Raw genomic sequence first — 15,856 nt, forward strand, 5'->3', positions numbered from 1 at the left:
CCCTTACAGACGTTTGCTAACGCCCGTAAGGTTATAGCCGTCAGCTAACACTTGTAAAGTTATGCCACTCCGTCTCGGTCGTCACACTGTCGAGGACGTCGCGCAGCGGCTCGACGCCGATGCCGGGGCCGGTCGGCACGGCCACGTGACCGTCGCGCAGCACGAACGGCTCGGTGATGTCCTGGGCGTAGTACCGGTCCGACGCCGAGGTGTCCCCCGGCAGCGTGAACCCGGGCAGCGCGGCGAGCGCCACGTTCGCGGCCCGCCCAAGGCCCGTCTCGAGCATCCCGCCGGCCCACACCGCGACCCCGTTGGCCGCGCACACGTCGTGGATGCGGCGAGCCTCCAGGTAGCCGCCGACCCGCCCGGGCTTGATGTTCACGATCCGGCAGGCGTTCAGGGCGATCGCGTCGGCCGCGGCCCGCGCGCTGACGATCGACTCGTCGAGGCAGATCGGGGTGCGGATCATCCCGGCCAGCCGGGCGTGCCCGCGGATGTCGTCCTCCGGCAGCGGCTGCTCGATGAGCAGCAGCCCGAACGGGTCCAGCCGGGCCAGGTGCTCGGCGTCGGTCAGGGTGTACGCGGTGTTCGCGTCGACCTGCAGCAGCACGTCGTCGCCGAAGCGCTCCCGCACGGCCCGGACCGGCTCGACGTCCCAGCCGGGCTCGATCTTGAGCTTGATCCGCAGGTACCCGGCGGCGAGGTAGCCCGCGACCGCGTCGAGCAGGGCCGGGATCGAGTCCATGATGCCGACCGAGACGCCGGCCGGGACGCGCTGCTTCGTCGCGCCCAGGAAGGCCCCCAGCGGCAGGCCGGCCGCGCGCAGCTGCGCGTCGAGCACGGCCGTCTGCACCGCGGCCTTGGCCATCGGGTGGCCCTTGAGCGGCTCGAAGAGCGGCTCGAGGGCGTACACGTGGCCGTCGAAGCGGCGCAGGAGCGGGATGAGGTACCGCTTGATGAAGGCCTGGGCGCCGTCGACGTACTCCGGCGAGTAGAGCGGCCCGGACAGCGCGACGCACTCGCCCCAGCCCTCGGCCTCGGCCGTGACCGCGCGCACGAGCAGCACGTCGCGCTCGTGCTCGGTGCCGAACGAGGTGCGAAACGGCGACACCAGCGGCATCGCCACCCGCCGCAGCTCGAGCCCCTGGAGCCGTCCGGTCATGCTGCACGCTCCAGGAGATAGCGGCCGTCACGGGTCATGGCGGTGATGCGGTAGCCGGCCGCGAGCCGGCCCATGAGCGCGTCGCGCACCGCGACCCGCCAGGCCAGAGCCGCCTCCCGGTCCGCCGCGCGCAGGCCCTCGGCGTCGGCGGGGACGGCTACGGACAGTACGGCCGCGCAAGCCGGCGCGTCGTGGGTCTCGGGGCGGCCGTCCGCCGTGCGGGAGACCAGCGGCACGGCGGCCCCGGCGTCCGGGGCCGCCGCGGGGCCCGGCGGCCGGTCCAGCCGCCACACCACGAGGATCCGGTCGGTGAGGTCGCCGCTGTTGATGCCGTCGGTCATCGCGCCGTAGAACTCGGGCAGGTACTCGACCGCCGCCGCGCCGAGCTTCTGCAGGTTGAAGTACGCGTTGCGCAGGATCAGCGGGTCGAAGGTCCAGTGCACCTCCGCCAGCCCGCGGGCCAGCGTCCAGGCGCGCTGATGCAGCTTGAGGGCGTAGCCGACGCCGTGGCCGTGGCCGTGCCCGCCGCGCTCGACGCCGGCCAGGTGCGAGTGCAGGTGGACGTGCTCGCCGTCGAGCCCGAGGAACCCGACCGCGGTCCCGACCAGCACGTCGCCGCGGTAGGCGCCGGACACGTAGTTGCCGGAGTGGACCCACGTGCGCAGCATCGACGGCGAGGCGATCTCGGCCGGGTGCTCCGCCCGCCACACGCGCTGCAGCAGCCGGGAGCACTCGGCCAGCTCGGCGGTCGTGGCGAGCTCACGCACCCGCACCCCGACGCGGCCGGCGGCGGCCTCGGCGTCGGCGTCGGCGTCGGCGTCGGCCCGAGCGCTCACTCGGAGCGCCCGATGCTCGCCACCAGGGCGCTCACGAGCGCGGCCCGCTCCGGCAGGCTGGACAGCTGAATCCACTCCCCCTCGGCGTGGGCGTTGCCGCCGATCGCGCCCAGCCCGTCGAGGGTCCGCACGCCGACGCCGGCGGTGAGGTTGCCGTCCGAGCCGCCGCCGACCGCCTCGCCGACCGCGATCTGCCCCGTCAGCCGCGCGGTGAGCCGCTGGGCCAGCGCGAACAGCTCGGTCGCGGCCGTCTCCGGCATCGCCGGGCGGGCCGGCCCCAGCTCCACCTGGAGCTCCGCGCCCGGCAGGACGGGTTCGAGGGCGCGCAGGGCCGCGTCGACCCGGCGCAGCTCCTCGGGGTCGAAGGAGCGCACGTCGACGCTGACCCGGGCGGCGGCCGGCACCGTGTTGCTCGTGGTGCCCGCGACCGCGTCGGTCGGCGTGACGGTGGTACCGCGCTCGGGGGCGTTGAGCTGCACGATGCGCAGGATCTGGTGGGAGAGCTCCACGGCGGCGTTGATGCCGAGGTGCGGGGCGTTGCCGGCGTGCGCGGCGCGGCCGGTGACCCGCACCGTGTAGTGCGCGATGCCCTTGCGGGCGACCTTGAGCCGGCCGTGCGAGCTGCCCTCCAGCACCAGCGCGCCGGCCGCGCCGCGGGCGGTGTCCTGGATGAGCGCGGCCGAGGTCGGCGAGCCGATCTCCTCGTCGGCGTTGACGATCACCGCCACGCCGTCGAGGTCCGCGCAGGCGGCGAGGGCGTGGAACAGGATCACCAGGCCGCCCTTCATGTCCACGACGCCCGGGCCGGTGGCGCGGTCGCCGTCGACGCTGAACGGCCAGCGGGCGAGGGTGCCGCGCGGCCAGACGGTGTCGTGGTGCCCGATGAGCACGACCCGGGCCGGCCCGTCACCGAAGCGCCAGCGCAGGTGCGGGCGGTCGGCGACCACGACGCGTTCGGGGGCCGCGCCCAGCAGGCGGTGGCCGAGCGCGGCGACCACGTCGGCGCTGCGGGCCAGGGCGTCGGGATCGGACGACGGGGACTCGACGCCGATCAGTTCGGCCAGGTCGTCTCGCATCCGCGGGGCGGCGGCCGACAGTTCCGCCCGTAAGGTGTCCAGCGCCGTCATCCCCTCACGGTAGCGGGGTTGTCGCCGGGAAGCTTGGCTCGCACCGCCGCCGCGTGGCCCGGGTCGAACGCGTCGAGGATCTCCGCGCTGCGCCGCCAGTTGTCGGCGGCCGCCGCCGCGTCGCCGAGGTCGGCGTGGGCGTCGCCGAGGTGGCACAGCACGCAGGCCTCGCCGGAGCGGTCGCCGAGCTCGCGGTAGGCGCGCAGCGCGTGGCCGTAGCAGGCCACCGCCTGCCGGGGGTCGCCGAGGCGGTGGTGGGCGTAGCCGACGGCGTCCCAGGTGCCCGCCTCGCCGTGGCGGTCGCCGACCTCACGGTTCTCCACGAGCGCGTCGCGGCACCGGTGCAGGGCTTGTTCGTACTCCCCCAGCTGCCCCAGGAGCCAGCCCGTCGCGTTCAGGGCGCGGGCCCGCCACAGCTTGTCGCCGAGGCGCTCGAACAGCGCGAGGGCCTGCTCGCTGTGGCTCAGCGCGTCGCGGTAGCGCCGCTGGGCGTGCTGCAGCCAGCCCAGGTGGTAGTGCGCGCGGGCCAGCCCGGGCGCGTCGTCGAGCTGCTCGAAGAGGCACAGGGCGGTCCACAGGTACTGGTGGGCCTCGTCGAAGCGGCCGATGCGGGCGTACATCTGGCCCAGCTCGCACGAGGCCGCGCCCTGGCCCGGGCGGTCCCCGAGGCGGCGCAGGGCCCGCAGCGCCGCCTCCTGGATGGCGACCAGCTCCGGCCAGCGCCCGTGCCAGTCCAGGAACGTCGTCAGCGCCGCCGCGAGCCGCCACGTGTGCTCGTCCAGGCGCAGCTCGGCGGCGCGGTGCACGGCGGCCAGCAGCGCCCGGTGCTCCTCGGCGAACCAGGCCTGGGCCCGCTCCCGCGGCGGGGCCGGCACCGCGATCGCGGGGTGCCGGGCGGCCCGCGGCTGCGGGTCCCGGGCCGGGTCCAGCTGCTGCGCCGCGGCCTGCGCGGTGCCGACGTAGTGCTCGAGCAGGCGGTGCAGGGCGGCGGCCCGCCCGGCGTCGGGGTCGTGGGACTCGGCCAGCTCCGTGGCGTACGCGCGCAGCAGGTCGTGGAAGGTGTACCGGCCCGGCCGCTGCTCCACCACGAGCCCGGCCCGATCCAGCTCGGCCAGGGCCGCCCGGGCCGCGGCGGCCGGCACGCCGGCCAGGCTCGCCACGGCGTCGATGCCCAGGTCCGGCCCCGGTCCCAGGCTCATGCGGCGCAGCACCCCGGCGGCGGCCGGGCTCAGGGCGCGGTACGACCACGAGAACACCGCCCGCAGGTCGGAGGCCGGGTCCGCGCCGGCGATCGCGTCCAGGGTCGAGCGGCGCGCCCCGAGCTCGTCGGCGAGCGCGGACAGCGGCAGCTCCGGGCGGGTCGCGGCCCGGCCGGCGACGACGGCGAGCGCGAGCGGCAGCCGGGCGCAGCGGGCGACGATCCGCTCGACCGCGGCCGGCTCGGCCGCGACCCGCCGCGCCCCGAGCCGGCTCACGAGCAGGTCCCGCGCCTCGGCGTCGGTGAGCAGGCCCACGGGCACGGGCACCGCGCCCTCGATCGCGACCAGCGAGGTCAGCGGGTCGCGGCTGGTGACCACGACCAGGCAGCCGGGGGCGGCCGGCAGCAGCGGCCGGACCTGCTCGGCGTCGCGCGCGTTGTCCAGCAGGATCAGCACCCGCCGGCCGGCGAGCCGGCTGCGCAGCAGGGCCGAGAGCCCGGCGAGGTCGGCCGGGATCCGCTCGGCCGGCACCCCGAGCGCGGCCAGGAACCCGCGCACGGCGTCGGCGGGCGGCATCGGGGCGTCGGCGGGGTCGAAGCCGCGCAGGTTCACGTACAGCTGCCCGTCGGGGAAGCGGTCGGCGACCCGGTGCGCCCAGTGCACGGCCAGCGCCGACTTGCCCACGCCCGCGGTGCCGGACACGACGGCCACGAACACGGCGCTGCCGGGCTGCGTCCACTCCGCGGGCAGCAGCGCGTCGAGCCGGGCCAGCTGCCCGTCCCGCCCCGCGAAGGTCCGCACGGCCAGCGGGATCTGGGCCGGCCGGGTCCTCGACGGCTCGGGGGCGGCGACGGTCACCGGCGACGGGGCGGGCGGCGGGTCGAGCCCCTCGTCCTGGCGCAGCATCGCCGACTCCAGCTCGCGCAGGGCCGGGCCCGGCTCGATGCCGAGATCCTCGCGCAGGGTGCGGCGCAGGCGGTGGAAGGCGCTCAGGGCGTCGGCCTGGCGGCCCGTGCGGTACAACGCGAGCATGAGCTGGCCGTGCAGCTGCTCGTCGAACGGGTGCTCGCGGGTCAGCTGCTCCAGCTCCGGCAGCAGCCGGGCGTGCTGGCCGAGTCCGAGCCGCGCCTGCAGCAGCGCCCGCTTGCCCTGCAGCCACAGCTGCCCGAGCCGCTCGGCCTGCTCCTCCAGCCAGGTCACGCCGGTGGCGTCGGCCATCGGCTGGCCGCGCCAGAGGTCCAGGGCCCGCTGCAGGTCCCGGGCCCGGGCGGCGTCGTCGCCCGCGCGCAGGCCGGCGCCGATGAGCCGCTCGGCCACGGCGACGTCGGTGCCGCCGGGGCCGACGTCGAGCACGTAGCCCGGCGGCCGGGAACGCACGGCCGCCTTGTCCGACAGGGTGCGGCGCAGGTAGGAGAGGTGGCTCTGCAGCGCGTTGACCGCGTTCGGCGGCGCGGCGCCGTCCCAGACCAGCTCGACCAGGCGCCCGGTGCTCACGACGTCGCCCGCGTGCAGGCCGAGGACCGCGAGCACGGCCTTGCGGCGCAGGCCCTGCACCGGCCGGGGTTCGCCGCCGACCAGCACGTCGATCGGTCCGAGCAGCCGAACCCGCACCGTGGCCCCCAACGGTAGATTGAGAGCAACCTATAGCGATTGCACCGTCACGACGGGTCGCGCATTCGACCCGAGCCAGGCCGAAACGATACACCGCAAGGCGGGTTGAAGCCGCCGACTATCTTGAGGTCATGGCGCAGCAGGCGAAATACGACCGTCGGGAACAGTACGAGCAGATCGCCTCCGGACTGCTGCCGGGAGAGACCATCATCGCCGTCTACGACGCCGTCGGCGTGGGCACCGGCTTCATCGGCCTGACCGACAAGCGGGTCATCATGCAGGACCGCTCGTTCGTGGGCAAGCGGGTGGCGATCACGTCGATTCCCTACGGGAAGGTGACGGCCGTCTCCGTGGTGAGCAACAAGTCGTGGGCGGGCAGCTTTTTCAGCAGCGGTACCATCGCCGTGCACGTCGGCACGCATACGTACGAAGTGGACGTTCGCGGCGTCGACAAGACGCAGCACATCCACAACGTGATCCTGCATTACGCCGCCCGATAACGCCGGAGGACGAGTTGCCGATCCTGTTCCGCAAGGCCTTGCGCATCGGCCCGCTGGTGCTGAACTTCACGCCCAAGGGCTTCTCCTCCTGGAGCATCAAGATCGGGAAGTGGTCGTGGAACTCGCGCACGCGCGCCCACCGCTACGACCTGCCCGGCCCGTTCTCGTGGCGCAGCAAGGGCAAGCGGAGCTGAGCTGCCCGCTCCAGCCGATCGGGGTGGGTGCGGCCCTCGCGGAGCGCACCCACCCCGTTCATGGCCCTACAGGCGGTAGAAGTCCGTGTAGTGGTTCGGGGAGTACCAGGTGACCCCGGTGCTGCGGTTGATGATGATGCGCTTCGCGTCGCGCGCCGCGCCCTTGTTGCGGGCAATCACGTCGTACTCGTAGTAGGTCGCCCCCGAGGGCAGCTCGCCCTCGCGGTTGTAGTACTGGCCACCGGCGTAGTTGTACTTGCCGTAGGGCCAGGCGTACCAGGTCCGCGTGGTCGGCCAGCCCAGGCTCGCCCACCCCGAGCGGGCCGTGCGCGCCTCGGCGCAGCCCGAGATGGTGCACGAGGAGTAGACCGACGCGTGGGCGGCGGTCGCCGGCGCGACGAGCAGCCCGGTCAGCAGGACGATGGCCACGGCGAGACGGCTCAGCATCTTCGTCATGACCGACATCGTCGCTCGTGAATATCGACGCGCGGAAGATTACTTGTGAACAGGGACCGCCGCGATATGTAACGACACCACCGGCAGTGCCCGGGGGTCCACGCTCCACTGCGCCGCCGTGCGGAACACGTCCTGCTCGTCGATGAGCGCGTCCTCGTCGGAGACCGTCACGTCCGCGCCGTAGGCCCGCGCCCAGCGGTGCATGACCAGGCTGCGGTCGGTCGAGAAGTACTGCACCTCGGCCCCGAGCCGCATCGACAGCGCCGCGATGCCGTTCCAGCGGAACAGCCACTTCCCCGCCACCAGGCACCACTTGTCCACGACCGCGACCACCACCCGGTCGTCGGTGAAGTGCGCGAGGTCGAGACCGGTGCGCGGCTCCACCACCCCCAGGTCGCGCAGTTCCAGCGCGTCCATCACGTTCGCCGGCTCGGCCGCCACGGCCAGCCACGCCATCTTCGGCCCGAAGCCCACTGTCGCCATGTCAGCAACATAGCGCTTGACACTGCGGTCCGCTGGTTGCATGGTTAGTTACATGAGTAATGAACCAACGAACATGGACGGCTGATGGAGGAGGGGCGGCCGATCTTCCTGCAGATCGCGGAGCAGATCGAAACCTCGATCATCGACGGCAGCCTGGCCGAGGAGTCCCAGGTGCCCTCGACGAACGAGCTCGCCGCCTTCCACCGCATCAACCCGGCCACCGCCGCCAAGGGCGTCAACCAGCTCGTCGACGACGGCACCCTCTACAAGAAGCGAGGCATCGGGATGTTCGTCTCCCCCGGCGCACAGACCCGGCTCCGCCAGCGCCGCCGGGACCAGTTCGCGGAGCAGTACGTCGAGCCCCTGCTCGCCGAGGCCGCGAAGCTCGGCATCGACGGCAACGAGCTCAAGTCCATGATCGAGCAGCACCTCGGGAAGGGGACGCACCGATGAGCGCGATCGTGCGCGCCGAGGGCCTGACCAAGCGCTTCCATGGCGTCACCGCCCTCGACGGGGTCGGCTTCGAGCTGCGGCGCAACGGCATCTACGGGCTGCTGGGCCGCAACGGGGCCGGCAAGACCACCCTCATGCAGCTCCTCACCGGCCAGCAGATCCCCACCTCGGGCACCGTCGAGGTGTTCGGCGGCCGGCCCTACGAGAACCCGAAGGTCCTCGCCGGGATCGCGTTCGTGAAGGAGAGCCAGCGGTACCCGGACAACTTCCGCGTCCGCGACGCGCTCGCGGCCGGACGGCTGCTGTTCCCGCACTGGGACGAGCCCTTCGCCCGCGCCCTCGCGCACGACTTCGACCTGCCGGAGCGCCGCGTGGTCAAGAAGCTCTCCCGCGGCCAGCTCTCCGCGCTCGGCGTGACCCTGGGCCTGGCCGCGCGCGCTCCCCTGACCTTCTTCGACGAGCCGTACCTCGGCCTGGACGCGGTCGCCCGGCAGCTCTTCTACGACCGCCTGCTCGCCGACTACGCGCAGTTCCCGCGCACGGTCGTGCTCTCCACCCACCTCATCGACGAGGTCAGCGACCTGATCGAGCACGTGCTGCTCATCGAGCGCGGCCGCCTGGTGCTCGACGAGAGCGCCGAGACCCTGCGCGGCCAGGTCATGACCGTGACCGGCCCGGCCGGCGCCGTCGACACCCTGACCGCCAACGCCGACGAGCTGCACCGCGAGCGCCTCGGCCCGCTGACCCGCGCCACGATCCGCGGCCGGGTCGAGCCGAACGAGGCCCGCGCCGCCGGCGTCGAGCTGCAGGCCGTGTCGCTGCAGCAGCTGGTCGTCCGCATCACCAACGCCACCGCCGACAAGGAGCCCGCGTCGTGAACCGCATCGTGTCAGTCGCACGCCTGCACACCCTCGGCCGCCGCGACGCGCTGGTGTGGCCGGTCGCCATCCTCGCCATCGCGTTCACCGTCAACGCCGTCATGTTCGCCAGCATCCCCTCCGACGCCATGGAGGCCGACCCGGTCACGGGCGCCCTGGCGAGCATCTACGTCGCGTCGCTGGCCTTCGGCGCCGTGGCCGTGAACCAGCACTTCCCGTTCGCCCTGGGCCTGAGCGTGACCCGCCGCGAGTTCGTCGCGGGCCTGAGCCTCTTCGGCCTCGTCCAGGTCGTCGTGTACTCGGCCCTGCTCGTGATCCTGCAGGCCATCGAGCACGCGACCGGCGGCTGGGGCATGCACCTGCGCTTCTTCGGCCTCGGCTTCGTCGACCGGCACTCGATCCCGGTGCAGTTCCTCGTCTACGCCGTGCCCATGCTCGCGATGACCCTGGCCGGCACGACGGCCGGCGCCCTGTACCTGCGCTGGCGCGCCACCGGCCTGCTCAGCGCCGTGACCGTGCTGCTGCTCCTGCTCGGCGGCACCGCGGCCCTGATCGGCCACTACGAGGCGTGGCCGGCGGTCGGCCACTGGCTGACGCACACGAGCGTGATGGCGCTCGCGGTGGGATGGCCGCTGCTGCTGGCGCTGCTCCTGGCCGGCGGCTCCTGGCTGGCCCTGCGCCGCGCGACGCCCTGACCACCCGGCCCACCCGGCCCCGCCCCGAGCCACCGCGCAGCCGGCGCACGAACATGCCGGTATCAGGGGCGGAGGATCAGCTTGCCCGTCGTGTGGCCGGCCTCGCCCAGCTCGTGCGCCGCGGCCGCCTCGGCCAGCGGGAACACGCGGTCGACGAGCACCCGGATCTCCTGCTCCAGCGCGTGCCCGGCCAGCACGTCCAGGCCCGCCCGGTCCGGCTCGACCAGCATGAGCACGCCCTCGACGTCGGTGACGGCCCGCTCGTCCTCGCCGTTGAGGGCCACCACCAGCCCCTCGGGCCGCAGGGTGGCGGCCAGCTCGGGGATCTGGCCGGGCACGGTGGCCACGGCGACGTCGATGTCCCGCAGCGCCGAGTAGTCCTCGGCGTGGTGGTCGAGCACCTCGTCGGCGCCGAGCGAGCGGACCAGGTCGTGCTTGGCGGCGGAGGCGGTGCCGATGACGTGGGCCCCGCGCAGCTTGGCCAGCTGCACCGCCAGGTGGCCGACGCCGCCGGCCGCGGCCGGGATCAGCACCCGCTGGCCGGGCAGGACGACGGCGGTCTCGTACAGGACCTGCAGCGCGGTCAGGCCCGCGAGGGCCAGGCCGCCGGCCTCCTCGAACGTGAGGCCGGGCGGCTTGCTGGCGAAGTGGCGGGCGGGGCCGGTCACGTACTGCGCATACGCCCCCGCCTCCCGCGGGAACCACGGCAGGCCGAAGACCTCGTCGCCGACCGCGAAGCGCGTGACGCCGGGGCCGGTCGCGGCGACCACCCCGGCGACCTCCCAGCCGACGGTGAACGGCGGCTCGCCGAGGGAGCCGCCGGTCGTCCGCGTCTTCCAGTCGACCGGGTTCACGCCGATCGCGCGGGTCTCGACCAGAATCTCGGTCGGCCCGGGCACCGGCACGTCCGCCTCGACGAGCCGGAGCACCTCCGGCCCTCCGAGCACGTCCTGCGCGATCTTCAACATGCCCGAATTGTCCCAAACCTCCGGGAACCCCACGGGCGATTCGCCACAGCGACCTCGTCCCGAGCCGGCCGCAGCGAGAGCGGAAGCGCGAGCGGAAGCGGAGGCGGAGGCGGGCGAGAAAGCGGAAGCGGGCGAGAAAGCGGAAGCGGAAGCGCAAAACGGAAGTGGAAGCGGCCCGAACCGGCCGCCCGCCGCAGCGGGAGCGGCCCGAGCCAGCCGCCCGCCGCAGCGGGAGCGGGAGCGCGAGCGGGAGATGCCAGCCGCACCCCCGCGCCGGCGATCCGCGACCTCAGTCGCGCGGAATGACCTGCTCCCCCGACCAGTCGCGCCAGCGGTCCAGCTTGTCCGCGGCCACCGCGAGCTGGTCCGAGACCGGCCCCGGCCCGGTCGAGCCGGGCGTGATCCGGGCCGCGAGCGCGCCGTGCACCGAGAAGACCTCACGCACGGCCGGCGTCAGGTGCGGGCTCACCGTCCGCAGGTCCTCGTCGCTCACCTCGTCCAGCCCGACCTCGCGCGCCGCGGCGATGACGACGAGCTTCCCGGTGATCTCGTGCGCCTCCCGGAACGGCACGCCCTGGCGGACGAGCCACTCGGCGACCTCGGTGGCGAGGGTGTAGCCGACCGGGGCCTGCGCCGCGAGCCGGTCCACCCGCACCGTCATGGTCGAGATCATGCCGGCCAGCGCGGGCAGCACGAGCTCGAGCGTGTCGACGGCGTCGAAGACGGGCTCCTTGTCCTCCTGCAGGTCGCGGTCGTAGGCGAGGGCGAGGCCCTTCAGCATCGTCAGCACGCCCGTGAGGTGCCCGACGAGCCGGCCCGACTTGCCCCGGGCGAGCTCGGCGATGTCCGGGTTCTTCTTCTGCGGCATGATCGACGAGCCGGTCGCGAACGCGTCGTCGAGCTGCACCCAGCCGAAGTTCGGCGTCGTCCACAGCACCACCTCCTCGCCGAGGCGGGACAGGTGCACGCCGGTGAGCGCGGCCACGAAGAGGAACTCGGCGACGAAGTCGCGGTCGGCGACGGCGTCGATCGAGTTGGGCGCGGCGTGGTCGAAGCCGAGCTCCTTGGCCACCTGGGTCGGGTCGAGCGGCAGCGACGAGCCCGCGAGCGCGCCGGCGCCGAGCGGGCTCACCGAGCAGCGGGTGTCCCAGTCGCGCAGCCGGTCGAGGTCACGCAGCAGCGCCTGGACGTGGGCGAGCAGCTGGTGGCCGAACGAGATCGGCTGGGCCGGCTGCAGGTGGGTGAAGCCGGGCGCGGGCGTGTCGACGTGGCGGGCCGCCTGCTCGATGAGCGCGTCGGCGAGCTCGACGATGCGGGAGGCGACGCCGCGGGCGTGGTCGCGCAGGTAGAGGCGCAGGTCGGTGGCGACCTGGTCGTTGCGCGAACGGCCGGCCCGCAGCTTCCCGCCGAGCGTGCCGAGGCGCTCGAGCAGGCCGCGCTCGAGCGCGGTGTGCACGTCCTCGTCGTCGACCGTCGGGCGGAAGTCGCCGGCCGCGCAGGCGGACTCGAGGTCGTCGAGGGCGGCGAGCATGCGGCCGAGCTCGTCGGCGTCCAGCAGCCCGGCGCGGGCCAGGACCCGGGCGTGGGCGCGGGAGCCGGCGATGTCGTACGGGGCGAGGCGCCAGTCGAACTGCACGCTCACGGACAGGCGCGCCAGGGCCTCGGCGGGGCCACCGGCGAAGCGCCCGCCCCAGAGGCGGGTAGGAGTTTCAGAAGACACGCGACGATCCTTCCATAGGGCGTGATCGCCCTGACGAGCTAACCGAGCTGAGCCCACTCACTGAGCTTCGCGGCGAGGACCTCGCCGGCGCCGGACGGGTTGGGCGCCTCGCGGGCGACGACCAGGATGGTGTCGTCGCCGGCGATGGTCCCCACGATGTCGGGCAGGCCGGTGCGGTCGATCGCGCTGGCCAGGAACTGCGCGGCCCCGGGCGGGGTGCGCAGCACGACGAGGTTGCCGGAGCAGTCGACGCCGGTGAGCAGCTCGCGCAGCAGCCGGACGAGCCGCGTCGGCGCCTCCTCGGCCGGGCGCAGGGCCCGCTCGCCGTCCTCGGGGATGAGGTACGCCCCGCGCACCTTCACCGCCCGCAGCTCCTCCAGGTCGCGCGAGAGCGTCGCCTGGGTCACCTGGAACCCGGCCCCGGCCAGCATCTCCGCGAGCTCGGTCTGCGAGTGCACCGCCGAGCCGCGGATGAGCGCGGAGATGCGGTCCAGGCGTGCGGCCTTCGTCGTGGGCGCGCTCATCGCCGCTCGATCAGGAACGACAGGAGCGCCTTCTGGGCGTGCAGGCGGTTCTCGGCCTCGTCCCAGATCGCCGACTGCGGGCCGTCCATCACCGCCGACGTGATCTCGTCGCCGCGGTGGGCCGGCAGGCAGTGCAGCACGATCGCGGTGTCGGCGGCGTTGGCGAGCAGCGCCTCGTTGATCTGGTACGGCACGAAGGGCGTCCGCCGGTCGAGCCCGTCGCCCTCCTGCCCCATCGAGACCCACGTGTCGGTCACGACCACGTCGGCGCCCTTCACGGCCTCGACCGCGTCCGGCACCAGCTCCACGACGCCCCGGGCGCGCGCGTCGGCCAGCACGGCCGGGTCGGGCTCGAACCCGGCCGGCCCCGAGAGCCGCACCCGCATCCCGGCCAGGGTGCCGGCGAGCGCGTAGGAGTGCGCCATGTTGTTGGCGGTGTCGCCGAGGTACGTCATGGTCAGCCCTTCGGTTCGCCCGAAGCGCTCGCGCACGGTCTGCAGGTCGGCCAGCAGCTGGCAGGGGTGGAACCCGTCGGTCAGCGCGTTCACGACCGGCACGGTGGCCCCGGCCGCGAGCTCGCCGACCCGCGCGTCGGAGTCGGAGCGGATGACGATCGCGTCGACGTAGCGGGACAGGACCCGGGCCGCGTCGCCGACGCTCTCGCCGCGGCCGAAGTGCGTCGTCGTCGCGTCGATGATGAGCGGGGTGCCGCCGAGCTGGGCGATGCCGGCCTCGAACGAGACCCGGGTGCGCAGCGACGGCTTCTCGAAGATGACCGCGACGGCCTTGCCCGCCAGCGGCGTGAAGCCGGTGCGGTCGGCCTTCATCGCCGCCGCGAGCTCGAGCACCTCGAGCTGCTCGGCCGCGCTCAGGTCGTCGTCGCGCAGGAAGTGCCGCAGGTCGCTCATGAGGGCCGCACCGCGTCGAGGGCCGGGCCGAGCGCGGCCACGAACGCGTCCGCCTGCTCGTCGCTGAGGATCAGCGGCGGGGCGATGCGCAGCACGTCGGGCTGGGCGGCCTGGGCCAGGAAGCCGGCGTCGCGCATGACCCCGGCGAGCGCGCCGGCGGCCGGGCCGCGCAGCACGATGCCGAGCAGCAGGCCGGCGCCGCGCACGTGGTCGACGAGCGGGTGGCCGAGCGCCTCGACGCCCCGGCGGATGCGCTCGCCGAGCCGCTTGGCCGCGGCGAGCAGGTCGTCGCGCTCGATGGTGTCGAGCACGGCGAGGGCGGCGGCGCAGCAGACCGGGTTGCCGCCGAACGTGGAGGCGTGCATGCCCGGCCCGAGCAGCGTGGCGGCGTCGTCGAAGGCCATCATGGCACCGAGCGGCAGGCCGCCGCCGAGGCCCTTGGCGAGGGTGACGACGTCGGGGCGCACGCCCTCGGCCTGGTGGGCGAACCAGTAGCCGGTGCGCCCGATGCCCGTCTGCACCTCGTCGAGGGCGAGCAGGGCGCCGTGGGCGGTGGTCAGCTCGCGGGCGGCGGTGAGATAGCCGGCGGGCGGTACGACCACCCCCGACTCGCCCTGGATCGGCTCCAGGAGCACCATCGCGGTCGCGTCGTCGACGGCGGCGGCGAGGGCCTCGGCGTCGCCGTAGGGCACGTGGACGACCTCGCCGGGCAGCGGCAGGAACGGATGCTGCTTCGCCGGCTGCCCGGTCAGCGCCAGGGCGCCCATGGTCCGGCCGTGGAAGCCGGCCTGGGCCGCGACGATCTTCGTGCGCCCGGTGCGCCGCGAGAGCTTGAACGCGGCCTCGTTGGCCTCGGCGCCGGAGTTGCCGAAGAACACCGTGCCGGGGCGGCCGGCCAGGGCGAGCAGGCGCTCGGCGAGGGCGACGACGGGCGGCGAGGCGTAGAGGTTGGACACGTGCCCGAGGGTCGCGATCTGCTCCGAGACCGCGGCGACGATCGCCGGGTGGCCGTGGCCGAGCAGGTTGACCGCGATGCCGCCGAGGAAGTCCACATAGGAGCGACCGGCCTCGTCCACGACGACCGCGCCGCGGCCGCTGACGAGTCCCAGCGACGGCGGGCCGTACGTGTTCATCACCGACGACTCGAACCGCGAAACCAGCGCGCCGGTCATGCGATCTCCTCGCTTCGCTCGCCGAGCGCATGACTGCGTAGCTGAGCCTGCTGATGCCCGGCCCCTGCGCTGCGCTGCGGACCGGTCATTGCCCCACCACCATCGTCCCGAACCCCTCCGACGTGAACACTTCCAGCAGCAGCGAGTGCGGCACCCGCCCGTCGACGACGTGCGCGGCCGGCACCCCGCCCTTGACCGCCCGCAGGCAGGCCTCCATCTTCGGCACCATCCCCGCCTCCAGCGTGGGCAGCAGCTCCGCGAGCTCGTCGGCGGTCAGCTGCGAGACGAGCGACGACGGGTCGGGGTAGTTGCGGTACAGGCCCTCGACATCGGTGAGGACCACGAGCTTGCGCGCCTGCAGCGCGATGGCGAGCGCGCCGGCCGCGGTGTCGGCGTTGAGGTTGTGCAGCACCCCGTCGCTGTCGGGCGCGACCGTCGACACGACCGGGATGCGCCCGGCCGCGATGAGGTCGGCGACGGCGGAGATGTTGACCCGCTCGACGTCGCCGACCTGGCCGATGTCCACGGGCGAGCCGTCGACGATCGCGGGGCGGCGCACGGCGGTGAACAGCCCGGCGTCCTCGCCCGACATGCCGACGGCGTGCGGGCCGTGCTCGTTGATGAGCCCGACGAGCTCGCGGCCGACCTGGCCGACGAGCACCATCCGCACCACGTCGGCGGTCTCCGGGGTGGTGACGCGCAGGCCGCCCTTGAACTCGCTGGCGATGCCGAGCCGCTTGAGCATGGCGGAGATCTGCGGTCCGCCGCCGTGCACGACGACCGGCTTGAGCCCGACGTGGCGCAGGAACACCATGTCGGCCGCGAAGGCCCGCTTGAGCTCGTTGTCGACCATCGCGTTGCCGCCGTACTTCACCACGACGGTCGCCCCGGAGAACCGCTCCAGCCACGGCAGCGCCTCGATCAGCGTGTTGGCCTTGCCCAGCGCGATGCCGAGGTCCCGGCCGTTCAT

Annotated in this window: 17 protein-coding genes; 5 read left to right on the top strand and 12 right to left on the bottom strand. The window is 74.0% G+C overall.

Going from position 1 to position 15,856, the window contains the following annotated elements:
* Positions 1-40: 40 nt before the first annotated feature.
* From menC to ACQP1P_RS36380, 4 genes are read right to left on the bottom strand one after another with little or no spacing between them, the layout of a single operon-like run.
* A complete protein-coding gene (menC, locus tag ACQP1P_RS36365; protein ID WP_433078102.1) occupies positions 41-1,162 on the bottom strand; it encodes an o-succinylbenzoate synthase in 1,122 nt (373 codons plus the stop codon).
* Complete coding sequence (locus ACQP1P_RS36370; RefSeq protein ID WP_433078104.1) at positions 1,159-1,998, bottom strand: GNAT family N-acetyltransferase; 840 nt, start codon at positions 1,996-1,998, stop codon at positions 1,159-1,161. The genes menC and ACQP1P_RS36370 overlap by 4 nt, the downstream gene beginning before the upstream one ends.
* Positions 1,995-3,125: a M20 family metallopeptidase gene (locus ACQP1P_RS36375; protein WP_433078106.1), complete on the bottom strand. Its 1,131-nt coding sequence runs from the start codon at positions 3,123-3,125 to the stop codon at positions 1,995-1,997. Before ACQP1P_RS36375 ends, ACQP1P_RS36370 begins: the two co-directional genes overlap by 4 nt.
* Positions 3,122-5,935, bottom strand: a complete 2,814-nt coding sequence (locus ACQP1P_RS36380) for a BTAD domain-containing putative transcriptional regulator (RefSeq protein ID WP_433078108.1) — start codon at positions 5,933-5,935, stop codon at positions 3,122-3,124. Before ACQP1P_RS36380 ends, ACQP1P_RS36375 begins: the two co-directional genes overlap by 4 nt.
* Positions 5,936-6,066: 131 nt before the next feature.
* Between ACQP1P_RS36380 and ACQP1P_RS36385 the strand changes: the two genes are divergently transcribed.
* Both ACQP1P_RS36385 and ACQP1P_RS36390 read left to right on the top strand, forming a co-directional pair.
* Complete coding sequence (locus ACQP1P_RS36385; protein WP_433078110.1) at positions 6,067-6,435, top strand: PH domain-containing protein; 369 nt, start codon at positions 6,067-6,069, stop codon at positions 6,433-6,435.
* Between the two features lie 14 nt (positions 6,436-6,449).
* Entirely contained in the window at positions 6,450-6,629 is a 180-nt protein-coding gene (locus tag ACQP1P_RS36390; RefSeq protein WP_433078112.1) for a DUF4236 domain-containing protein, read from the top strand.
* Positions 6,630-6,695: 66 nt separating this feature from the next.
* On the opposite strand, the gene ACQP1P_RS36395 is transcribed toward ACQP1P_RS36390, so the two are convergent.
* Positions 6,696-7,085: a ribonuclease domain-containing protein gene (locus ACQP1P_RS36395; protein ID WP_433078114.1), complete on the bottom strand. Its 390-nt coding sequence runs from the start codon at positions 7,083-7,085 to the stop codon at positions 6,696-6,698.
* Positions 7,086-7,124: 39 nt separating this feature from the next.
* Positions 7,125-7,568 (bottom strand): hypothetical protein, encoded by a 444-nt coding sequence (locus ACQP1P_RS36400; protein WP_433078117.1) that lies wholly within the window; start codon positions 7,566-7,568, stop codon positions 7,125-7,127.
* 84 nt (positions 7,569-7,652) lie between these two features.
* Here ACQP1P_RS36400 and ACQP1P_RS36405 point away from each other — a divergent pair, with 84 nt between their 5' ends.
* The 3 genes from ACQP1P_RS36405 to ACQP1P_RS36415 are packed head-to-tail and all read left to right on the top strand — an operon-like array spanning position 7,653 to position 9,594.
* Positions 7,653-8,021 (top strand): GntR family transcriptional regulator, encoded by a 369-nt coding sequence (locus ACQP1P_RS36405; protein WP_433078119.1) that lies wholly within the window; start codon positions 7,653-7,655, stop codon positions 8,019-8,021.
* Complete coding sequence (locus tag ACQP1P_RS36410) at positions 8,018-8,899, top strand: ABC transporter ATP-binding protein (RefSeq protein WP_433078121.1); 882 nt, start codon at positions 8,018-8,020, stop codon at positions 8,897-8,899. Before ACQP1P_RS36405 ends, ACQP1P_RS36410 begins: the two co-directional genes overlap by 4 nt.
* On the top strand, positions 8,896-9,594 hold the full coding sequence (locus ACQP1P_RS36415; RefSeq protein WP_433078123.1) for an ABC transporter permease: 699 nt from the start codon (positions 8,896-8,898) through the stop codon (positions 9,592-9,594). Before ACQP1P_RS36410 ends, ACQP1P_RS36415 begins: the two co-directional genes overlap by 4 nt.
* Before the next feature lie 62 nt (positions 9,595-9,656).
* Here the strand turns inward: ACQP1P_RS36415 and ACQP1P_RS36420 are convergent, their stop codons facing one another.
* The 6 genes from ACQP1P_RS36420 to argB form a co-directional block, all read right to left on the bottom strand.
* A complete protein-coding gene (locus ACQP1P_RS36420) occupies positions 9,657-10,562 on the bottom strand; it encodes an NADP-dependent oxidoreductase (RefSeq protein ID WP_433078125.1) in 906 nt (301 codons plus the stop codon).
* A 289-nt stretch (positions 10,563-10,851) separates the two neighbouring features.
* Positions 10,852-12,282: an argininosuccinate lyase gene (gene argH, locus ACQP1P_RS36425; RefSeq protein WP_433078127.1), complete on the bottom strand. Its 1,431-nt coding sequence runs from the start codon at positions 12,280-12,282 to the stop codon at positions 10,852-10,854.
* A 38-nt stretch (positions 12,283-12,320) separates the two neighbouring features.
* A complete protein-coding gene (gene argR, locus ACQP1P_RS36430; RefSeq protein ID WP_433078129.1) occupies positions 12,321-12,806 on the bottom strand; it encodes an arginine repressor in 486 nt (161 codons plus the stop codon).
* Positions 12,803-13,714 carry an ornithine carbamoyltransferase gene (gene argF, locus ACQP1P_RS36435; RefSeq protein WP_433078131.1) on the bottom strand — a complete coding sequence of 304 codons (912 nt, stop codon included), beginning with the start codon at positions 13,712-13,714 and terminating at the stop codon, positions 12,803-12,805. The genes argR and argF overlap by 4 nt, the downstream gene beginning before the upstream one ends.
* Entirely contained in the window at positions 13,711-14,886 is a 1,176-nt protein-coding gene (locus ACQP1P_RS36440; protein ID WP_433078133.1) for an acetylornithine transaminase, read from the bottom strand. The genes argF and ACQP1P_RS36440 overlap by 4 nt, the downstream gene beginning before the upstream one ends.
* A gap of 85 nt (positions 14,887-14,971) precedes the next feature.
* Complete coding sequence (gene argB, locus ACQP1P_RS36445; protein ID WP_433090243.1) at positions 14,972-15,856, bottom strand: acetylglutamate kinase; 885 nt, start codon at positions 15,854-15,856, stop codon at positions 14,972-14,974.

This window comes from Dactylosporangium sp. CA-052675 (genome assembly GCF_050947935.1).
In the GTDB taxonomy this organism is placed as follows: Bacteria; Actinomycetota; Actinomycetes; order Mycobacteriales; family Micromonosporaceae; genus Dactylosporangium.

Excerpts from the sequence above, each read along its gene's own strand:
- menC (WP_433078102.1), bottom strand. The coding sequence starts at position 1,162 with ATGACCGGACGGCTCCAGGGGCTCGAGCTGCGGCGGGTGGCGATGCCG.
- ACQP1P_RS36375 (WP_433078106.1), bottom strand. The coding sequence starts at position 3,125 with ATGACGGCGCTGGACACCTTACGGGCGGAACTGTCGGCCGCCGCCCCG.
- ACQP1P_RS36385 (WP_433078110.1), top strand. The coding sequence starts at position 6,067 with ATGGCGCAGCAGGCGAAATACGACCGTCGGGAACAGTACGAGCAGATC.
- ACQP1P_RS36395 (WP_433078114.1), bottom strand. The coding sequence starts at position 7,085 with ATGACGAAGATGCTGAGCCGTCTCGCCGTGGCCATCGTCCTGCTGACC.
- ACQP1P_RS36400 (WP_433078117.1), bottom strand. The coding sequence starts at position 7,568 with ATGGCGACAGTGGGCTTCGGGCCGAAGATGGCGTGGCTGGCCGTGGCG.
- ACQP1P_RS36405 (WP_433078119.1), top strand. The coding sequence starts at position 7,653 with ATGGAGGAGGGGCGGCCGATCTTCCTGCAGATCGCGGAGCAGATCGAA.
- ACQP1P_RS36410 (WP_433078121.1), top strand. The coding sequence starts at position 8,018 with ATGAGCGCGATCGTGCGCGCCGAGGGCCTGACCAAGCGCTTCCATGGC.
- ACQP1P_RS36420 (WP_433078125.1), bottom strand. The coding sequence starts at position 10,562 with ATGTTGAAGATCGCGCAGGACGTGCTCGGAGGGCCGGAGGTGCTCCGG.
- argR (WP_433078129.1), bottom strand. The coding sequence starts at position 12,806 with ATGAGCGCGCCCACGACGAAGGCCGCACGCCTGGACCGCATCTCCGCG.
- argF (WP_433078131.1), bottom strand. The coding sequence starts at position 13,714 with ATGAGCGACCTGCGGCACTTCCTGCGCGACGACGACCTGAGCGCGGCC.
- ACQP1P_RS36440 (WP_433078133.1), bottom strand. The coding sequence starts at position 14,886 with ATGACCGGCGCGCTGGTTTCGCGGTTCGAGTCGTCGGTGATGAACACG.
- argB (WP_433090243.1), bottom strand. The coding sequence starts at position 15,856 with ATGAACGGCCGGGACCTCGGCATCGCGCTGGGCAAGGCCAACACGCTG.